The organism is Acetobacter papayae JCM 25143 (assembly GCF_000613285.1).
GTDB classification, from domain to species: domain Bacteria; phylum Pseudomonadota; class Alphaproteobacteria; order Acetobacterales; family Acetobacteraceae; genus Acetobacter; species Acetobacter papayae.
On sequence record NZ_BAIN01000056.1, the window covers coordinates 1 to 14,599 of the forward strand.

General features: G+C 53.9%; 16 protein-coding genes. 13 read left to right on the forward strand and 3 right to left on the reverse strand.

Annotated features, from left to right (window positions below; translation table 11 throughout):
* Window positions 1–72 precede the first annotated feature (72 nt).
* The 10 genes from JCM25143_RS11660 to JCM25143_RS22780 all read left to right on the forward strand — a co-directional run bounded on the left by JCM25143_RS11660 (window position 73) and on the right by JCM25143_RS22780 (window position 10,532).
* Window positions 73–369, forward strand: a complete 297-nt coding sequence (locus JCM25143_RS11660) for a type II toxin-antitoxin system Phd/YefM family antitoxin (protein ID WP_025861297.1) — start codon at window positions 73–75, stop codon at window positions 367–369.
* Entirely contained in the window at window positions 366–749 is a 384-nt protein-coding gene (locus JCM25143_RS11665) for a type II toxin-antitoxin system VapC family toxin (RefSeq protein ID WP_025861298.1), read from the forward strand. The genes JCM25143_RS11660 and JCM25143_RS11665 overlap by 4 nt, the downstream gene beginning before the upstream one ends.
* Before the next feature lie 147 nt (window positions 750–896).
* Complete coding sequence (locus JCM25143_RS11670; RefSeq protein WP_025861299.1) at window positions 897–1,493, forward strand: recombinase family protein; 597 nt, start codon at window positions 897–899, stop codon at window positions 1,491–1,493.
* Window positions 1,493–3,520, forward strand: coding sequence for an SNF2-related protein (locus tag JCM25143_RS22760; RefSeq protein ID WP_199897866.1), 2,028 nt, complete (start codon window positions 1,493–1,495; stop codon window positions 3,518–3,520). Before JCM25143_RS11670 ends, JCM25143_RS22760 begins: the two co-directional genes overlap by 1 nt.
* A complete protein-coding gene (locus JCM25143_RS22765; protein ID WP_199897867.1) occupies window positions 3,517–4,764 on the forward strand; it encodes a C-terminal helicase domain-containing protein in 1,248 nt (415 codons plus the stop codon). Before JCM25143_RS22760 ends, JCM25143_RS22765 begins: the two co-directional genes overlap by 4 nt.
* Window positions 4,761–5,456 (forward strand): DUF4391 domain-containing protein, encoded by a 696-nt coding sequence (locus tag JCM25143_RS11680; protein WP_025861300.1) that lies wholly within the window; start codon window positions 4,761–4,763, stop codon window positions 5,454–5,456. The genes JCM25143_RS22765 and JCM25143_RS11680 overlap by 4 nt, the downstream gene beginning before the upstream one ends.
* Before the next feature lie 10 nt (window positions 5,457–5,466).
* Window positions 5,467–7,476, forward strand: a complete 2,010-nt coding sequence (locus JCM25143_RS11685; RefSeq protein WP_025861301.1) for a site-specific DNA-methyltransferase — start codon at window positions 5,467–5,469, stop codon at window positions 7,474–7,476.
* An 11-nt stretch (window positions 7,477–7,487) separates the two neighbouring features.
* On the forward strand, window positions 7,488–8,909 hold the full coding sequence (locus JCM25143_RS22770; RefSeq protein ID WP_199897869.1) for a DEAD/DEAH box helicase family protein: 1,422 nt from the start codon (window positions 7,488–7,490) through the stop codon (window positions 8,907–8,909).
* A 71-nt stretch (window positions 8,910–8,980) separates the two neighbouring features.
* Window positions 8,981–10,051, forward strand: a complete 1,071-nt coding sequence (locus JCM25143_RS22775) for a hypothetical protein (RefSeq protein WP_199897870.1) — start codon at window positions 8,981–8,983, stop codon at window positions 10,049–10,051.
* A 112-nt stretch (window positions 10,052–10,163) separates the two neighbouring features.
* Complete coding sequence (locus JCM25143_RS22780) at window positions 10,164–10,532, forward strand: restriction endonuclease (protein ID WP_267879954.1); 369 nt, start codon at window positions 10,164–10,166, stop codon at window positions 10,530–10,532.
* A gap of 336 nt (window positions 10,533–10,868) precedes the next feature.
* On the opposite strand, the gene JCM25143_RS11695 is transcribed toward JCM25143_RS22780, so the two are convergent.
* From JCM25143_RS11695 to JCM25143_RS24835, 3 genes are all read right to left on the reverse strand, one after another.
* Window positions 10,869–11,873 (reverse strand): hypothetical protein, encoded by a 1,005-nt coding sequence (locus tag JCM25143_RS11695; RefSeq protein ID WP_025861303.1) that lies wholly within the window; start codon window positions 11,871–11,873, stop codon window positions 10,869–10,871.
* A 274-nt stretch (window positions 11,874–12,147) separates the two neighbouring features.
* Window positions 12,148–12,585 carry a recombinase family protein gene (locus JCM25143_RS19145; protein WP_369347372.1) on the reverse strand — a complete coding sequence of 146 codons (438 nt, stop codon included), beginning with the start codon at window positions 12,583–12,585 and terminating at the stop codon, window positions 12,148–12,150.
* Complete coding sequence (locus JCM25143_RS24835) at window positions 12,582–12,743, reverse strand: recombinase family protein (RefSeq protein ID WP_267879953.1); 162 nt, start codon at window positions 12,741–12,743, stop codon at window positions 12,582–12,584. Before JCM25143_RS24835 ends, JCM25143_RS19145 begins: the two co-directional genes overlap by 4 nt.
* 574 nt (window positions 12,744–13,317) lie before the next feature.
* On the opposite strand from JCM25143_RS24835, the gene JCM25143_RS22395 reads away from it, so the two are divergent.
* From JCM25143_RS22395 to JCM25143_RS11715, 3 genes are read left to right on the forward strand one after another with little or no spacing between them, the layout of a single operon-like run.
* A complete protein-coding gene (locus JCM25143_RS22395) occupies window positions 13,318–13,461 on the forward strand; it encodes a hypothetical protein (RefSeq protein WP_159101638.1) in 144 nt (47 codons plus the stop codon).
* 59 nt (window positions 13,462–13,520) lie between these two features.
* Window positions 13,521–13,895, forward strand: coding sequence for a hypothetical protein (locus JCM25143_RS11710; protein WP_148300123.1), 375 nt, complete (start codon window positions 13,521–13,523; stop codon window positions 13,893–13,895).
* 40 nt (window positions 13,896–13,935) lie between these two features.
* Window positions 13,936–14,586, forward strand: coding sequence for a hypothetical protein (locus tag JCM25143_RS11715; RefSeq protein WP_025861308.1), 651 nt, complete (start codon window positions 13,936–13,938; stop codon window positions 14,584–14,586).
* Window positions 14,587–14,599 lie beyond the last annotated feature (13 nt).

Consider the following 14,599-nt stretch of genomic DNA (forward strand, 5'->3'; position numbering starts at 1 on the left):
GCCTTGTCAGAGGCGACGGACCTGTGACGTCTCCTACGTTTGCCGCTTGCTCTCTCCCTATGTGTACATGATATGATGACACATAGGGAGGATCACATGAGCGAACAGCTTTTTGGTAGCCAGAGCGCGCCACTGAAAATCGGAGTGCGGGAGTTCCGTGGCAACCTGACCGCCTACCTTCGCCAGGCACGGCAAGGCAATACGATCCTGGTCACATCCCATGATGAGATCGTGGCCGAGCTGCGGCCACCATCCCCCTCCTATCGTCCCCGTCGCCAGCCGGGTACGCTGCGCGGGCGGATCAAGCTGAGTGATGATTTCGATCAGACGCCGCAGGACATGCTCGACAGTATGGATGGGCCCCTGTGAAGGTTCTGCTCGATACACATGCGTTGCTGTGGTGGTTGTCAGATTCTGAGAAACTGGGGCCCACAGCACGTGAGATCATTGCAGATCCGGCCCACGACATCCTGGTTAGTATTGTCTCGCTCTGGGAGATCGCAATCAAAATCCGGATCGGGAAGCTGGATGCAGATCTCATCGAGATCACGGATGCTATTCCGGCAGAGGGTTTTACGCTTCTGCCGATTTCCACCGAGCACCTGAAGATCCTGATGGGGCTGCCTATCCATCACCGTGATCCCTTTGATCACCTGCTTATGGCGCAGGCACTGAGTGAACAGGCGTCATTTCTGTCCGGTGATAGCCAGATGGCGCATTACTCAATCGAGAGGATAAACTGTTCATAGTTGTTCGGTTAGATTATTTATAAATTGCGCGTGTTGTCCAGAAAACGGTCATTTCCTGAACATGTAGAAAAGTGATGCTGCAGGCTGGCCCTAAATGGCTCAGTGGGTTAATATACCTGTTAAGTTTTCAATGTCTTGGTTCTGTTAATGAATCAGCGTATCGGATATGCTCGGGTCTCCACGGAGGACCAACACCTTGATCTGCAGCGCGATGCGCTTCAGCTCGCCGGTTGCCGTGTCATCTACGAAGATTCGGCAAGCGGCAAGAACGCTATAAGGCCCGAGCTTGAGCAGTATCGCAAGGCGCTGCGGGCAGGGGATACGCTCGTGGTATGGCGCCTGGATCGGTTGGGGCGCAGCCTCCACGACCTGGTGCAAATCGTAGCCGATCTCGAACGTAGCGGCATCAGCTTCGAAAGCGTGACTGAGAAAATCGAAACGGTCAGTGCGGCAGGCAAACTTGTCTTCCATGTTTTTGCGGCCCTTGCGGAGTTCGAACGCAACTTAATCCGCGAGCGGACCTGTGCCGGCTTGGCGGCAGCGCGCGCCCGAGGGCGCGCCGGTGGTCGCAAACCGAAGCTGGGAGAGAAGCAGGTGCGAGAGATTAAGGCACTCCTTCGTGATCCAGCCATCCAGGTTGCCGACGTAGCCCGACGCTACGGTGTGTCCCGCACTACGCTTTACAAGCACGTTGGAGTTGTTGCCCCTCGGAGCAGTTCCGTGATCGACACGGATAAAGCGTAATGAAACTTGTCGATAACACCTCGCTACTCCTCGGTGACGACCTGAAGGCGACAACCGGGCGCGGCTCGCGGGTGAAGATTGCGGCGTCATGCTTCTCGATCTACGCCTTCGAGGCTCTCAAATCGGAGTTGTCGAAGGTCGAAAGCTTCCAGTTCATCTTCACCGCGCCGACATTTGTGCCAATGGAAATGACCGATCGTCTGCGTAAGGAGCGGCGAGAGTTCTTCATCCCCAAGACGGCGCGCGAGCGGGGGCTTTACGGAACCGATTTCGAGATTCAGTTGCGCAACAAGCTGACACAGCGCGCGGTTGCCCGCGAATGCGCCGAATGGATTCGAAAGAAGGCGCGCTTCAAGTCGAACACGACCAAGGCGCCCATGCAGCAGTTCATCCATGCGGGTTCGGAAACCGGTGACGTTGCCTATATGCCGATCAGCGGCTTCACAGCCGTCGACTTGGGCTACCAAAAGGGTGATGCGATCTCGAATCTCGTGACCCGTATAGACGATACGGCCCACACCCAAGTCTATCTTCAGCTCTTCAACCAGATATGGAACGACGAGGAGAAGGTTAGCGATGTAACGGCCACTATCTGCGACCATATCGAGTCCGTCTACCAGGAGAACTCACCGGAGCGGATATACTTCCACATCCTCTACAACATCTTTCAGGACTTCCTCGAAGAGGTCGGTCAAGACGCGCTGCCGAACGACCTGACCGGCTATAAAGACAGCCTCGTCTGGAACAAGCTGTTCAACTACCAGCGCGACGCGGCGACCGGCATCATTAACAAGCTGGAGATGCACAACGGCTGCATTCTGGCAGACAGCGTCGGCCTTGGAAAAACCTTCACCGCGCTCGCTGTGATCAAATACTATGAGTTGCGCAATCGCTCGGTTCTGGTGCTTTGCCCAAAGAAGCTCGCGGACAACTGGCGGAACTACAACACCAATCTGACGACCAACATTTTCTCCAAGGACCGCTTCAACTACGACGTTCTGTGTCACACCGATCTGTCTCGTACCTCGGGGGAGTCGTTCGGTATCCCGCTCAACCGCGTGAATTGGGGTAACTACGATCTCGTTGTCATCGACGAGTCGCATAATTTCCGGAACAACGACGTCTTCAAGGACCGGGAGACGCGCTATCAGAAGCTTATGAACAAGGTCATTCGCTCCGGTGTGAAGACCAAGGTTCTGATGCTCTCGGCAACTCCGGTGAATAATCGGTTCAATGACCTGCGCAATCAGCTTGCCCTTGCCTACGAAGGCGAGTCTGAAAATCTGAGCCGGCACCTCAAGACCAAGACTGGGGTCGAGGAGATATTTCGGCGTGCCCAGAAGGCGTTCAATGCTTGGTCCGAGCTTCCGCCGCAGGATAGAACGGCTGCTGCCATTCTCAAGGCGCTCGACTTTGATTTCTTCGAACTGCTCGACGCGGTGACGATCGCCCGGTCACGCAAGCATATCGAGACGTTCTACGACACGAAGGACATCGGCAAGTTCCCGCAACGCCGAAAGCCGCTGTCCTATCAATGCCCGATCACCTATCGGCCCGACGTGCTCGGGCTCAATGACATCTTCAATCACCTGTCGGTGCTCAAGCTCGCTGTCTATGCCCCGATCAGCTACATCCTGCCGAGTCGGCTGCGCAAATACGAAGAGATCTACGACACCCAAGTCGAGGGCGGGCGTGGCAAGCTGCGTCAGGTTGATCGCGAGCGGAGCCTTCAGGCTCTTATGACCACCAACCTGCTCAAGCGGCTGGAAAGCTCCGTTGAAGCGTTCCGGCTCACCTTGCGGGCGCTCGGCCGGAATATTTCCCGGACACTCGATGCGATCTCAACCTTCGAACGGACTGGTGGCTCGGCGAGTGTCACCGATCATCTCGGCGATCCTGGCTTCGATGCCGACGACGAGGACCTGAGCGGGCTCGACGAGTTCACGGTTGGCAGGAAGATCAAGATCAACCTTGCGGACATGGACTTGCCGTCGTGGAAGTATGATTTGGGCGCCGATCTCGCTTGATCCGCGACCTGATTGCGTCGATGGACAAGGTCGGTCCCGATGACGACGCCAAGCTTCAGCACCTCAGGGACATCATCACCCGCAAGGTGGACGAGCCGCTAAACCCCCGCAATCGCAAGGTCCTCATCTTCACGGCGTTCGCCGACACGGCGAAGTATCTCTACAACAACCTGACGCCAGCCTTCCTGGAATCCCACGGGCTCAATTCCGGCCTGGTGACGGGCTCTGACGCGCCGAAGACCACGTTCAAGAAAAGCTACGATTTCCAGTCGGTCCTGACGCTGTTCTCCCCGCGCTCGAAGGAGAAGCACCTGGTCCTGCCGCACGAGACCAACGAGATCGACATCCTGATTGGCACGGACTGCATCTCCGAAGGCCAAAACCTTCAAGACTGTGACTATCTGATCAACTACGACATCCATTGGAACCCAGTAAGGATCATCCAGCGCTTCGGACGTATCGACCGTATCGGATCGCCGAACTCGCAAATTCAGCTCGTTAACTACTGGCCTGACATCTCACTCGACGATTACATCAACCTCAAGGAGCGTGTCGAAAACCGCATGATGATCGCCGACGTCACGGCGACCGGCGACGATAACGTGCTGACGGCCAAGAGCAGCGACATCGCCTACCGGAAGGAGCAGCTCAAGCGACTGCAGGAAGAGGTGATTGAGCTGGAGGACGTTCGGACGGGGATCTCTATTACTGATCTCGGTCTCAATGATTTCCGCATGGACCTCCTGAACCACACCAAGGATAACGGCGACCTTGAGCATCTGCCCAACGGCATGCACGCGGTCGTGCTGGCGCAGCCGGCGCTCGGGCTCCTGCCGGGCGTGATCTTCGCGCTGAAGAACATCCACGACAGCGTAAACATCAATCAGCAGAACCGCCTGCATCCCTATTACCTCGTCTATGTCGGTAGCGACGGGGAGATCGTCGTTGACCATGCCGAGGTAAAGCGGCTGCTTGATCTGATCCGCACGAGTTGCAGAGGTCGACCAGAGCCGATCCAGGCTGTTTGTCGTCTGTTCAACGAGCGGACGCAGGATGGCCGGAAGATGGAGCAATGCTCCGCGCTTCTGAGCGCGGCCATCCGCTCGATGATCGAGGGGAAAGAGGAGAAAGACCTTGACAGCCTGTTCAGCGGCGGGCGGACCACTGCGTTGGTCCACACGATCGCTGGCCTCGATGATTTCGAACTGATCGCCTTCCTAGTGGTGGAAGAGGCCCCCGCATGACTGCTGCCTTCTTCGACTATCCCCGGGCGGCCGCCTTCGGCCGCGTCGTGCCCAAGACGAGAATCTATGAGCACGCTGGCGCGAATACGGCGCTGAAGGACCTGTTCGTTACCCAGATCGATCAGATCGTCTGGAAATTCAAACTGGCGCCCGAGACCATTAACCTCGCCGCCACGCAGGCGGTGAGCGAAATTCAGGTGTTCGGGATCAGCCTACGGACCAACAAGCTGGACGACGAGGTGCTGCGCGCCATTGATCGCGCCATCCCCTTTCCGTTGATTTTCGAGCTCACCTGGTCGGGTAAGCGGAAAGCGGTTGCCGCCTTCAAACGGCCGAGCGAGGCGGATGCGGCCAAGTGGGTGGTCAGTGATTACTTTGCGACCGAATGGGTGTCAGACGCCGCGCCGCGCCAAGCCCTGCCGATAGCACTTAATCTCGGGGGGCTCTACGACGCCATTCTCACGGCCTTGATGCCGGTGTCAGCGGCGGCAGGCGAAGATATCCATATGCGCGTGGCGCGTATGGAAACGATCCGGGCTAAGACACTGGAGGCGGAACGGATCAAGGCTCACCTTTCGCGAGAGAAACAGTTCAACAAGCGCGTGGCGATCAATGCCGAGTTGCGCGCGGCGAAGCAGGAGCTGGAGAGACTTTACAGGGACGCCCCAGCCACTGCGGTGACGAATGACTAAGGGACAGACGATGGACAAGCTAAAAATGCACTCTCCTGACTTGAGTCAAGAGAACATCGCGAAGATTCGCGACCTTTTCCCCGGCTGCGTGACCGAGGTGCGTGATGAGGCTACTGGTCAGCTAGGTCTGGCCGTGGATTTTGATCAGCTGCGTCAGGAGTTGAGCAACGAAGTTGTTGAAGGGCCTCAGGAAAGATATCGGCTCGACTGGCCCGGAAAGCGGGAAGCGTTGGCTCTTGCCAATACTCCAGTCGCGAAAACCCTGCGGCCAGTGCCCGCTGAAAGTGCGTCATTCGACGATACTAGAAATTTGTTTATCGAGGGCGACAACCTTGACGCCCTTAAACTGATACAAGAAATGTATCTTGGGCAGATTAAGGTTATTTATATCGATCCCCCATACAATACAGGTAGTGATCTTATTTACGAAGATGACTTTTCCGAATTTGGCGAGGATTTTCTTATCAAATCCAACCAAAGAGATGACGCAGGTAACCGCCTTGTCGCAAATAATGAAGCAAATGGCCGTTTTCATTCGGACTGGCTCAGTATGATGTATTCAAGGCTAAAGCTTGCGAAGAATCTTCTGAGCGACGATGGGGTGATTTTTATATCAATTGCAAATCATGAAGTTCATAATCTCCGCAAACTATGTGACGAGGTCTTAGGAGAGAAGAATTTCGTAGAGTGTATTACGTGGAATAAAAGAATTCCAAAAAACGATAAAGGTGTTGGCAATATACACGATTTTGTCTTGATTTATGTCAAGAACGTTGCTGTTCGTCATGAATTTTATATGCGTAAAGATGGACTTGATGAAATCTATGACCTTGTTAGCGCAATGAGAAAGAAAAGCGTCCCGCTAGCCGAAGCAGAAAGGGAAATCAAAAAACTTTATAAGAAGCAAGGATACGATAGGGGAATTACGCTCTACAATTCGTTCGACGCCGAATACCGCCTGTGGGGTAAAATCAATATGAGTTGGCCAAACGCAAATACGTTTGGCCCGCGCTATGAGGTATTGCACCCAAAAAGCAACAAGCCGGTCAAAATTCCAGATCGTGGTTGGCGTTGGAAAGAAGAGACATTCAACGAGGCGGCCGGTCGAGTTGGTGGCTCTTACAAAGATATTCAAAAACTTCACGATGGGTCGTTTCGATGCGGACAAATCTGGTTTGCCAAAGACGAAAATCAACAGCCGAGCTCGATAACTTATCTAGATGAAGTTAATCAGTTTTTACTTCGATCAATTCTATCTTTTAAGAGCGACGGAGGGCTTGAAGTTGAAGAGCTTTTCGGCGAGAAAAATTTCTTTTCTTATCCTAAAACAACAACATTGATGCGAGCGCTTCTTTCGTCGAAATCTGTGAAAGATGGGGACATATTTCTCGATTTTTTTGCGGGTTCATGTAGTACAGCGCACGCAATTATGCAGTTAAATGCCGAAGATAAGATTCAGCGGCGTTTCATAATGATCCAGTTGCCTGAGCCGCTAGGCGAGGAAACCGGGGCCGTAAAATCAGGTTTCAAAACAATTGCAGATATTGGAAAAGAACGACTTCGCCGGTCAGCCAGTAATGTCGTTGAGCTTTTTCCAAACGCCAAAGAGTTAGACTTTGGCTTCCGCGTGATGAAAGTAGATACGTCCAACATGCAGGACGTCTATTATCGCCCGGACCAGATTGATCAGCAGGACCTCCTCGCAGCCGTCGACAACATCAAGCCGGACAGGAATCCAGAAGACTTGCTGTTCCAGGTGTTGGTCGATTGGGGCGTGGACCTGACCCTGCCGATCCGGCGCGAGACGATACAAGGCAAGACCGTCTTCTTGGTGGACGACAATGCGTTGGTCGCCTGCTTCGACACTGGCGTGACCGAGGAGCTGGTGAAGGAGCTTGCCGGTCGCGAACCGTTGCGCGTCGTCTTCCGTGATAACGGCTTCGTGTCGGACGCCGTGAAGATCAACGTCGAGCAGGTCTTCCGCCAGCTTTCCCCCGGCACTGACGTCAAGTCGATCTGAGGGAGGCGGGAATGAAGCTGAAATTCAAGGTCCAGCCCTATCAGACCCAGGCTGTGGACTCGGTAGTGAATTGCTTTGCCGGTCAGCCGCTGGTGAACGGCATCGCCTACCGCATCGATCCCGGCTGCAAGGCGCAGGCCAGCGCCTTCGAGGAGGGCTTTAAGAACGCCGACCTGGTCCTAACCGATCTTCAGGTGCTGGCCAATATGAAGGCCGTCCAGCGGCAGCAGAACCTGCCGATCTCCGACAAGCTGGCCTCCAGCGCCGGATGCAGGTTCAACCTCGATATTGAGATGGAGACTGGCACCGGCAAGACCTATTGCTATATCAAGACCATGTTCGAGATGAACAAGCGTTACGGCTGGTCGAAGTTCATCATCATGGTGCCCAGCATCGCCATCCGCGAGGGCGTCTATAAATCGCTTCAGATCACCGCTGACCATTTCACCGAGAGTTATGGCAAGAAGGCGCGCTTCTTCATTTACAACTCCAGGCGGCTACATGAGTTGGAGGGCTTTTCGTCGGACGCTGGCATTAACGTCATGGTGATCAACATCCAAGCGTTTAACGCCCGGGGTGCCGATAACCGGCGCATTTACGACGAAATGGACGATTTCCAGTCGCGCAAGCCCATCGATGTGATCGCCAGCAACCGGCCGATCCTGATCCTCGATGAGCCTCAGAAGATGGAAGGCGCCGCCACGATGGAGGCGCTTCCCAAATTCAAGCCGCTGATGATCCTCCGCTACTCGGCGACGCACCGGACCGAGCACAATCGCGTTCATCGGCTTGATGCGCTCGACGCTTATAACCAGAAGCTGGTGAAGAAGATCGCCGTGCGAGGCATTCAGACACGCGGTCTCGCCGGCACGAACGCCTATCTGTACCTCGAAGGCATCGACATTTCGAAAAAGGCGCCGGTGGCGCGCATCGAAATCGAAGTCAAGCTGAAGTCCGGCAAGATCAAGCGGCAGCTCAGGCGGCTGGAGCGTCGGGACGATCTTTTTGCCGAGTCCGGGGAGCTGGACCAGTATCGGGATGGCTTCGTCATCTCGCAGATCGACGCCCGCAACGACACGGTGGAGTTCACCAACGGACTGGTGCTCAATGCAGGCGAGGCGACCGGAGACGTGTCCGAGCGCGACATAAGGCGCATCCAGATCCGCGAGACAATCAGGGCGCACCTCGACAAGGAGCACCAGCTCTTCGCCCAAGGAATCAAAGTGCTGTCACTGTTCTTCATCGACGAGGTGGTGAAGTATCGTGACTACAAGAGATCCGATGAGAAGGGCGAGTATGCCCGCGTGTTTGAGGAAGAATATGAGCTTCTCAAGGCGGAATATTTGGGAGAGCTGGAGATCGATAACCGGCATTATAGGAAGTACTTGGCGGGTATCGATGTGGCCAAGACGCATAAGGCTATTTCTCGATAGACAAGAAAACCAAGCATCTGAAAGATCCCGCAATCACCAAGACTGGCGCTAGCAAAGGACAATCCGACGATGTGGATGCCTATGATCTGATTCTGAAGGACAAGGAACGACTGCTATCCTTCAGCGAGCCAACCCGTTTTATCTTCTCGCACTCGGCTCTTCGAGAAGGGTGGGACAATCCCAACGTGTTCGTCATGTGTATGCTCAAGCACAGCGACAACACGATCTCGCGTCGCCAGGAAGTTGGCCGTGGACTGCGCCTGTCAGTGGATAAGCACGGCGACCGTATGGACAACCCCGCTGTAGTCCACGACATCAATATGCTGACAGTTGTAGCTAGCGAAAGCTATACGGCTTTTGTCAGTGGCCTCCAGAAAGAGATTGCCGACACACTAACATCCCGCCCCCGGAAGGCGACCGAGGCTTATTTCACCGGGAAAATCATTGCGACCGATGCGGGCCCAATCGAGATCACGCCAGCGATGGCGAAGCAGATCTATCGTTATTTGTTGAAAAACGACTATTCGGACGAAGCAGATCAGATAACTCCAGCCTACCACGAGGCCAAAGAGGCTGGAACGTTGACAGCTTTACCGGACGACCTGAAGCCTTACGCCGATCAGATTTTCCAGATTATCGACAGCGTATTCAGCGATGCCGAGTTGCCGAAGGTAGATGATGGTCGGAAATCCAAGATCAATCCGCTGAACGACAATTTCGATAAGAAAGAGTTCCAGGAACTCTGGGGGCGAATCAACCAGAAGGCTGTCTATCGCGTCGAATTCGATTCCAACGAACTGGTTGGCAAATGCGTGAACGCGCTCGACAGCCAGCTTCGGGTCACACCGCTTCAATACACTGTGCAGATCGGCATCCAAGGTGACGAACTGACCGATGAACAATTAAAAGCTGGTGACGGCTTCGCTCTTACGGACTCAACAACTGAACGCGGTGGCTCCATTCATTCCCTCGTGAAATACGATCTTCTTGGTAAGGTCGCCGAAAACACAGAGCTAACGCGCAAGACTGTGGCCGACATTCTCACTCGGATTCAGGTCAGTGTGTTTGGCCAGTTCAAGGAGAATCCCGAGCACTTCATTGCGGAGCTTCTCGGATCATTGCCGAACAAAAGGCCACGATGATCATCGAACGGCTTGCCTACGACGGTCTGTCCGAGCGGTATGATGTGGATATCTTTACCGCAAACCAGACAGGCCAAGATTTCTCCAAGCTTCAGCCAAACTTAAACATCATATCTATGACTATGTCGTTACCGATTCCGGAATCGAACGCAAATTCGTTGAGAAACTTGATACTGCTAGAGAGGTGGTAGTCTACGCCAAGTTGCCGCGTGGTTTCCTGATCCCGACACCTGTCGGCGACTATAACCCTGATTGGGCAATTGCTTTCAAGGAAGGCCATGTCAAGCACGTTTACTTCGTCGCGGAAACCAAAGGCACAATGTCCTCAATGAAGCTCCGAGAGATCGAGAAGACCAAAATAGCTTGTGCGCGGAAGTTTTTTGATGAGATTGAGCGTCATGTTAGTCATGATCGAGTCAAGTATGATGTTGTCACTAGCTATGAGCAACTTATGGATATTGTCGGGCATGAAACGGTTTGAGGTCAGCCCAGAAAACTAAGGGAGAAACCCTATGAGACCGGATGCTCAAGATTGAGTTTTAAGAGGGGCTGTCGCAGATAAATGGTATTTTCCATGGCATCCATGCATAGGGAATTTTTAAGTTTCTGGTATATATGAGGAAATTTACTTCATTAATAATAGAGTGGGAATTATAAATAGAACTACCAAATGGATGTCCGGTTTTTCAAATTTCCATCCGAAACCGGACAGTCCGTTTACCCGCCCCTAGCCGACAATATATCCATCCGCATATAAGTCATGAAGTCGGGCTATCAGGGCATGTCCAGAGCCAGTGGACATTTATTGATCCAATGTTCAAATTGAACGTGTCGTTTTCATCCTGCGTCTAATGTTCAGAACCGTTGCCGGCGAGACACCAACCCTACTGGCGATCTCACGGAGCGTCATTTTCTGGCTTTCAGAAGATCTCAGGATAGCCTCAACCGCCGTCCTTCGCTCTGTGGCCGTGCTCTGTCCGCCATTTTTTGGAGCCTGTCCCCTGAGCCTGATCAGGAGCCTGTCTGCCGTTGACTGCCTGATGTGCGTTTTCAGGTCTTCGGTCTCAATCTCGCGCTCCTGCCGGATAGCGTCCAGATCACGCAGGATCGCTTCCAGCCCAATGGCGCCAGATACCTGCTGGCCTTTCCCAGCGGCCATCTGGAAACTCACACGCTTCATCAGATCTTCGATGTTTGTGAGCACCAGTTCAAATTGAACAAGATCGGCCAGAATCTTCATACGCTGCAAAACAGGCTCTGGCATGACATCCTCGTGCTGACTGGCCTGCCTGTAGGCACGCCTTACAAACTGTCGGTCATCGCGAAGCGTAGTCCACCGCTTCAGTTCCGCAAGAGCTTCATCCATTGTCTTCGGTAATGGAAGAGCGGTCCGCAACGCCTCCAGCGCACCTGGTGACCAATCATATCCTGCGCGCCATCCCGGCAAGGCATGGCTCTGCACAGCGTCGACAAGAATACTCTCGTCAGGCATCACGCAGAACAACCTTCCCTCATATCGTCCAGTAATCTCATCAGACTGATCTCGCAGCGTCTGACGGTGTGCCTTAAGTGCTGCCTTCCTGGCTGAGGCCTGTTCCGCCTCCCGCCTCCGGGCCTCCCTTTCGCGTTGTTGGCGCTCGCGGATTTCGCGGGCCTTATAGACATCCCCTCCTGCCAGCAGCACCGGAATATCATCCAGAACATAACCATATCGCTCGGCAATGACGCGCGCCCGTTCTCTTGCCGCCGCACATTCCCCGGCTGAACCACCACGCTCTACAAGCGCCCAGATTTTTCGCAGCCTTTCAACATCGGGCATCATGATGACAGAGCCCCCCTGTTCATATTGAACATGAGCCCCACGTTCAATATGAACAGGCCCGCGTCTATGGCGCTTTGCAAGGATAAAGGACGGCCGTTTCCACAAGGAGCGCCGCAGAGCCTGACCGCCTGATGCTGTGCGAAACACACAAGCCCGTGATATCGACAGATCATCAGGTTTCTGAAACCCGTTCGGACCGACCTCGTTTCAGAACAGGTAAGAGTCACAAACGGTGGTTTCCGGGTCGCCGTCAAGCGCCCATCTTTGTCGCTCATCATGACATACCCAAAATGCGGCTTTTTGATGAGTCCTTTGTCGCTGTCAGACGCTGGATGGTTGAGACAGACACCCCCATGACCTGTGCAATCTGACCATTGGTCTGGCCAGTCGCTGCCAGCATCCTGACATGCGATTTCTGGACTGCCGTCAGCTTGGGTTTACGCCCCAGCCTCACCCCGGCCTCGCGGGCAGCCGCCAGACCAGCAATGGTTCTTTCCCTGATAATCTCCTTCTCAAACTCCGAAAACCCGGCAAGAATGGTCAGGAACAGCCGCCCGTTCGGGGTATCCGTTTCAACGCCAATATTGATAATCCTCAGCTTGATATCCCGTTCATTCAGGATCCGGATCAGGCCGATCACATCCAGCGTATCGCGGCCAAGGCGATCCAGTCTGGCAGCAATCAGACAGTCTCCTGACCTGAGGCTTCTCAGAAGGTAGAAAGACCAGGACGCTGCAGGGCGGGCACGCCACCAGAAATAACGTCCTGCGTAATCTGTCCGTCAGCAAGGCCTTCCTGCCGCAAAGCCAGGATCTGCGGATCGTTGGTCTGATGCTCTGTTGACACCCTGACATACCCATAGCGTCTCATTACCCAAAAACCCCTTTTTTAACGCGGCATTTCCCACATCTTCGGCACGACCTGAGAGATGTTCAGAAACCACGAATTCTGCTCACACCAGTCAGTGTAGTGTGGCGCGAGACAGATTTCATATTTCCGGAACCTGACATGCCACTTTGAGATATTTGATGAAGGTCGGAAAACCATGAGCCAAGATCAAAAACGATTGCGTCGATCCTGCTTTTCTATTGCAGCCCTGTCCCTTTTGACTGTGGGCGGCGTAGCTTTGACTTCCGCATGGGCGGACTCACCACGCGAAGATCAGACGCGTTACGGCCTGGCCTCGGGAACCGGCCCTCTCAATACCCTGCTCATTAACGGACGCCCCACGACCCCGGGGATTGCCGGGAATAGTGCTCTTTTCGTGAGAAAAATCGCGGAAGCCGGCGAGACGGACATCCTTCTTCTAACGTCCGCTGGCGGACAGGCATGCGGTGCCCAGTATGCGATCGTTCAGGTCACACCGCAGGGAAGCAAGTCACCCACCACCTTCTTCGGCAATTGCGCAAGTGCCAGGCCGACGATCTCAGGCAGCAGGATCACCATGACGTTTCCCCAGATCATCGGGCGATACGTCAATACCCCGGCGGAAACCGACACATACGATCTGGCCACCGGAACACTGACAAAGAACGGCAAAAGCATCCCCTCCACCTGCAGGCTGGAAAACGGCGTCTGTCAGGGATGACCGACTTTTGTCCTGCAGACAACCTGAGCACACCCCAACTGAAATCCGTTGAGAGAACCATGAACACACAGTCCAGAATCACTGTCTCCCGAATTGCCGCTCCTTTATTCGGGCTTATCGCTCTGCTTCCTTTGGCAGGCTGCGGTGAGAGTGGCCCTTCCAAGGCAGAAATTCAGAGCATTATTTCCCAGAATTATGCTGATGCCGCTGAAGGCAACAGGTCATTTGGAGACATTCTTGATCACCGTCACCCGGCACCCCCGGTCGTACAGGTCACTGAACTGACCTGTCAGGCGCGGGGCACCTATGAGGTGCACGGAGAAAAGCTGCCAATCTTCCGCTGCGACGTCACGTTCAAGGTGGGAGAAGATCCACAGAAGCAGAAACTTGATTTCGTCAAGATCGAAGGAAAATGGGGCCAGTACGAAGAATAGGTTTTTTTATTCCGAAATTTCAAGAGGGGATATTGGACCGATGACTGTCAGAGATGTGAATCTGAAATTCAACACAACAAAAGGCTATATCGCAGTCTTTGGAGGTGCGGTTTTTATCGTCCTGTTTCTCAGCCTTATCCTTGGGCTGCAGGAAGCACTTCCAGTCGGTTTCCTTCTCCTGCTGTTCCTGATGCTGGGAGGCGGATGGCTTGCCAGCAGGGTTGCCAGACACATTGAGGGCGATCTCCTGATCGCGTTCCCAAAGATGTATGGAGATCTGTTTGCCCATCGCCCCGTCCAGATCAACTATCAGCTTGATCTGGATGGTTACCTCACAGCCATCTGTTACGATGGCGCGTTTCTCTACATCATTGAGAAAAACAGGATGGTCACATTGAAATGGAGTGATGTCCGTCAATGGGAATGGGCCATTATCACGCCACAAAAGCAGATCACGACCGGGAACACCCCTGGCACCGCCTTTCAGGGATTTGTGAATGATTCATTCGCCAATGTGGCTCCGACCGTCAAAGCCATCAAAAACAGCGGCATACGGTTGACCATCAAAAACCTCAATCATCCGCAATGGTTCTACAACACTGGCAGGAAGAAGGATGCCGAGGCCGTCTGCCGCAAATGGGAAGAAATCTTCCATCAGTTTGATGATGGCACACTCACGATTGCACGCTGAACATCCGATAAGA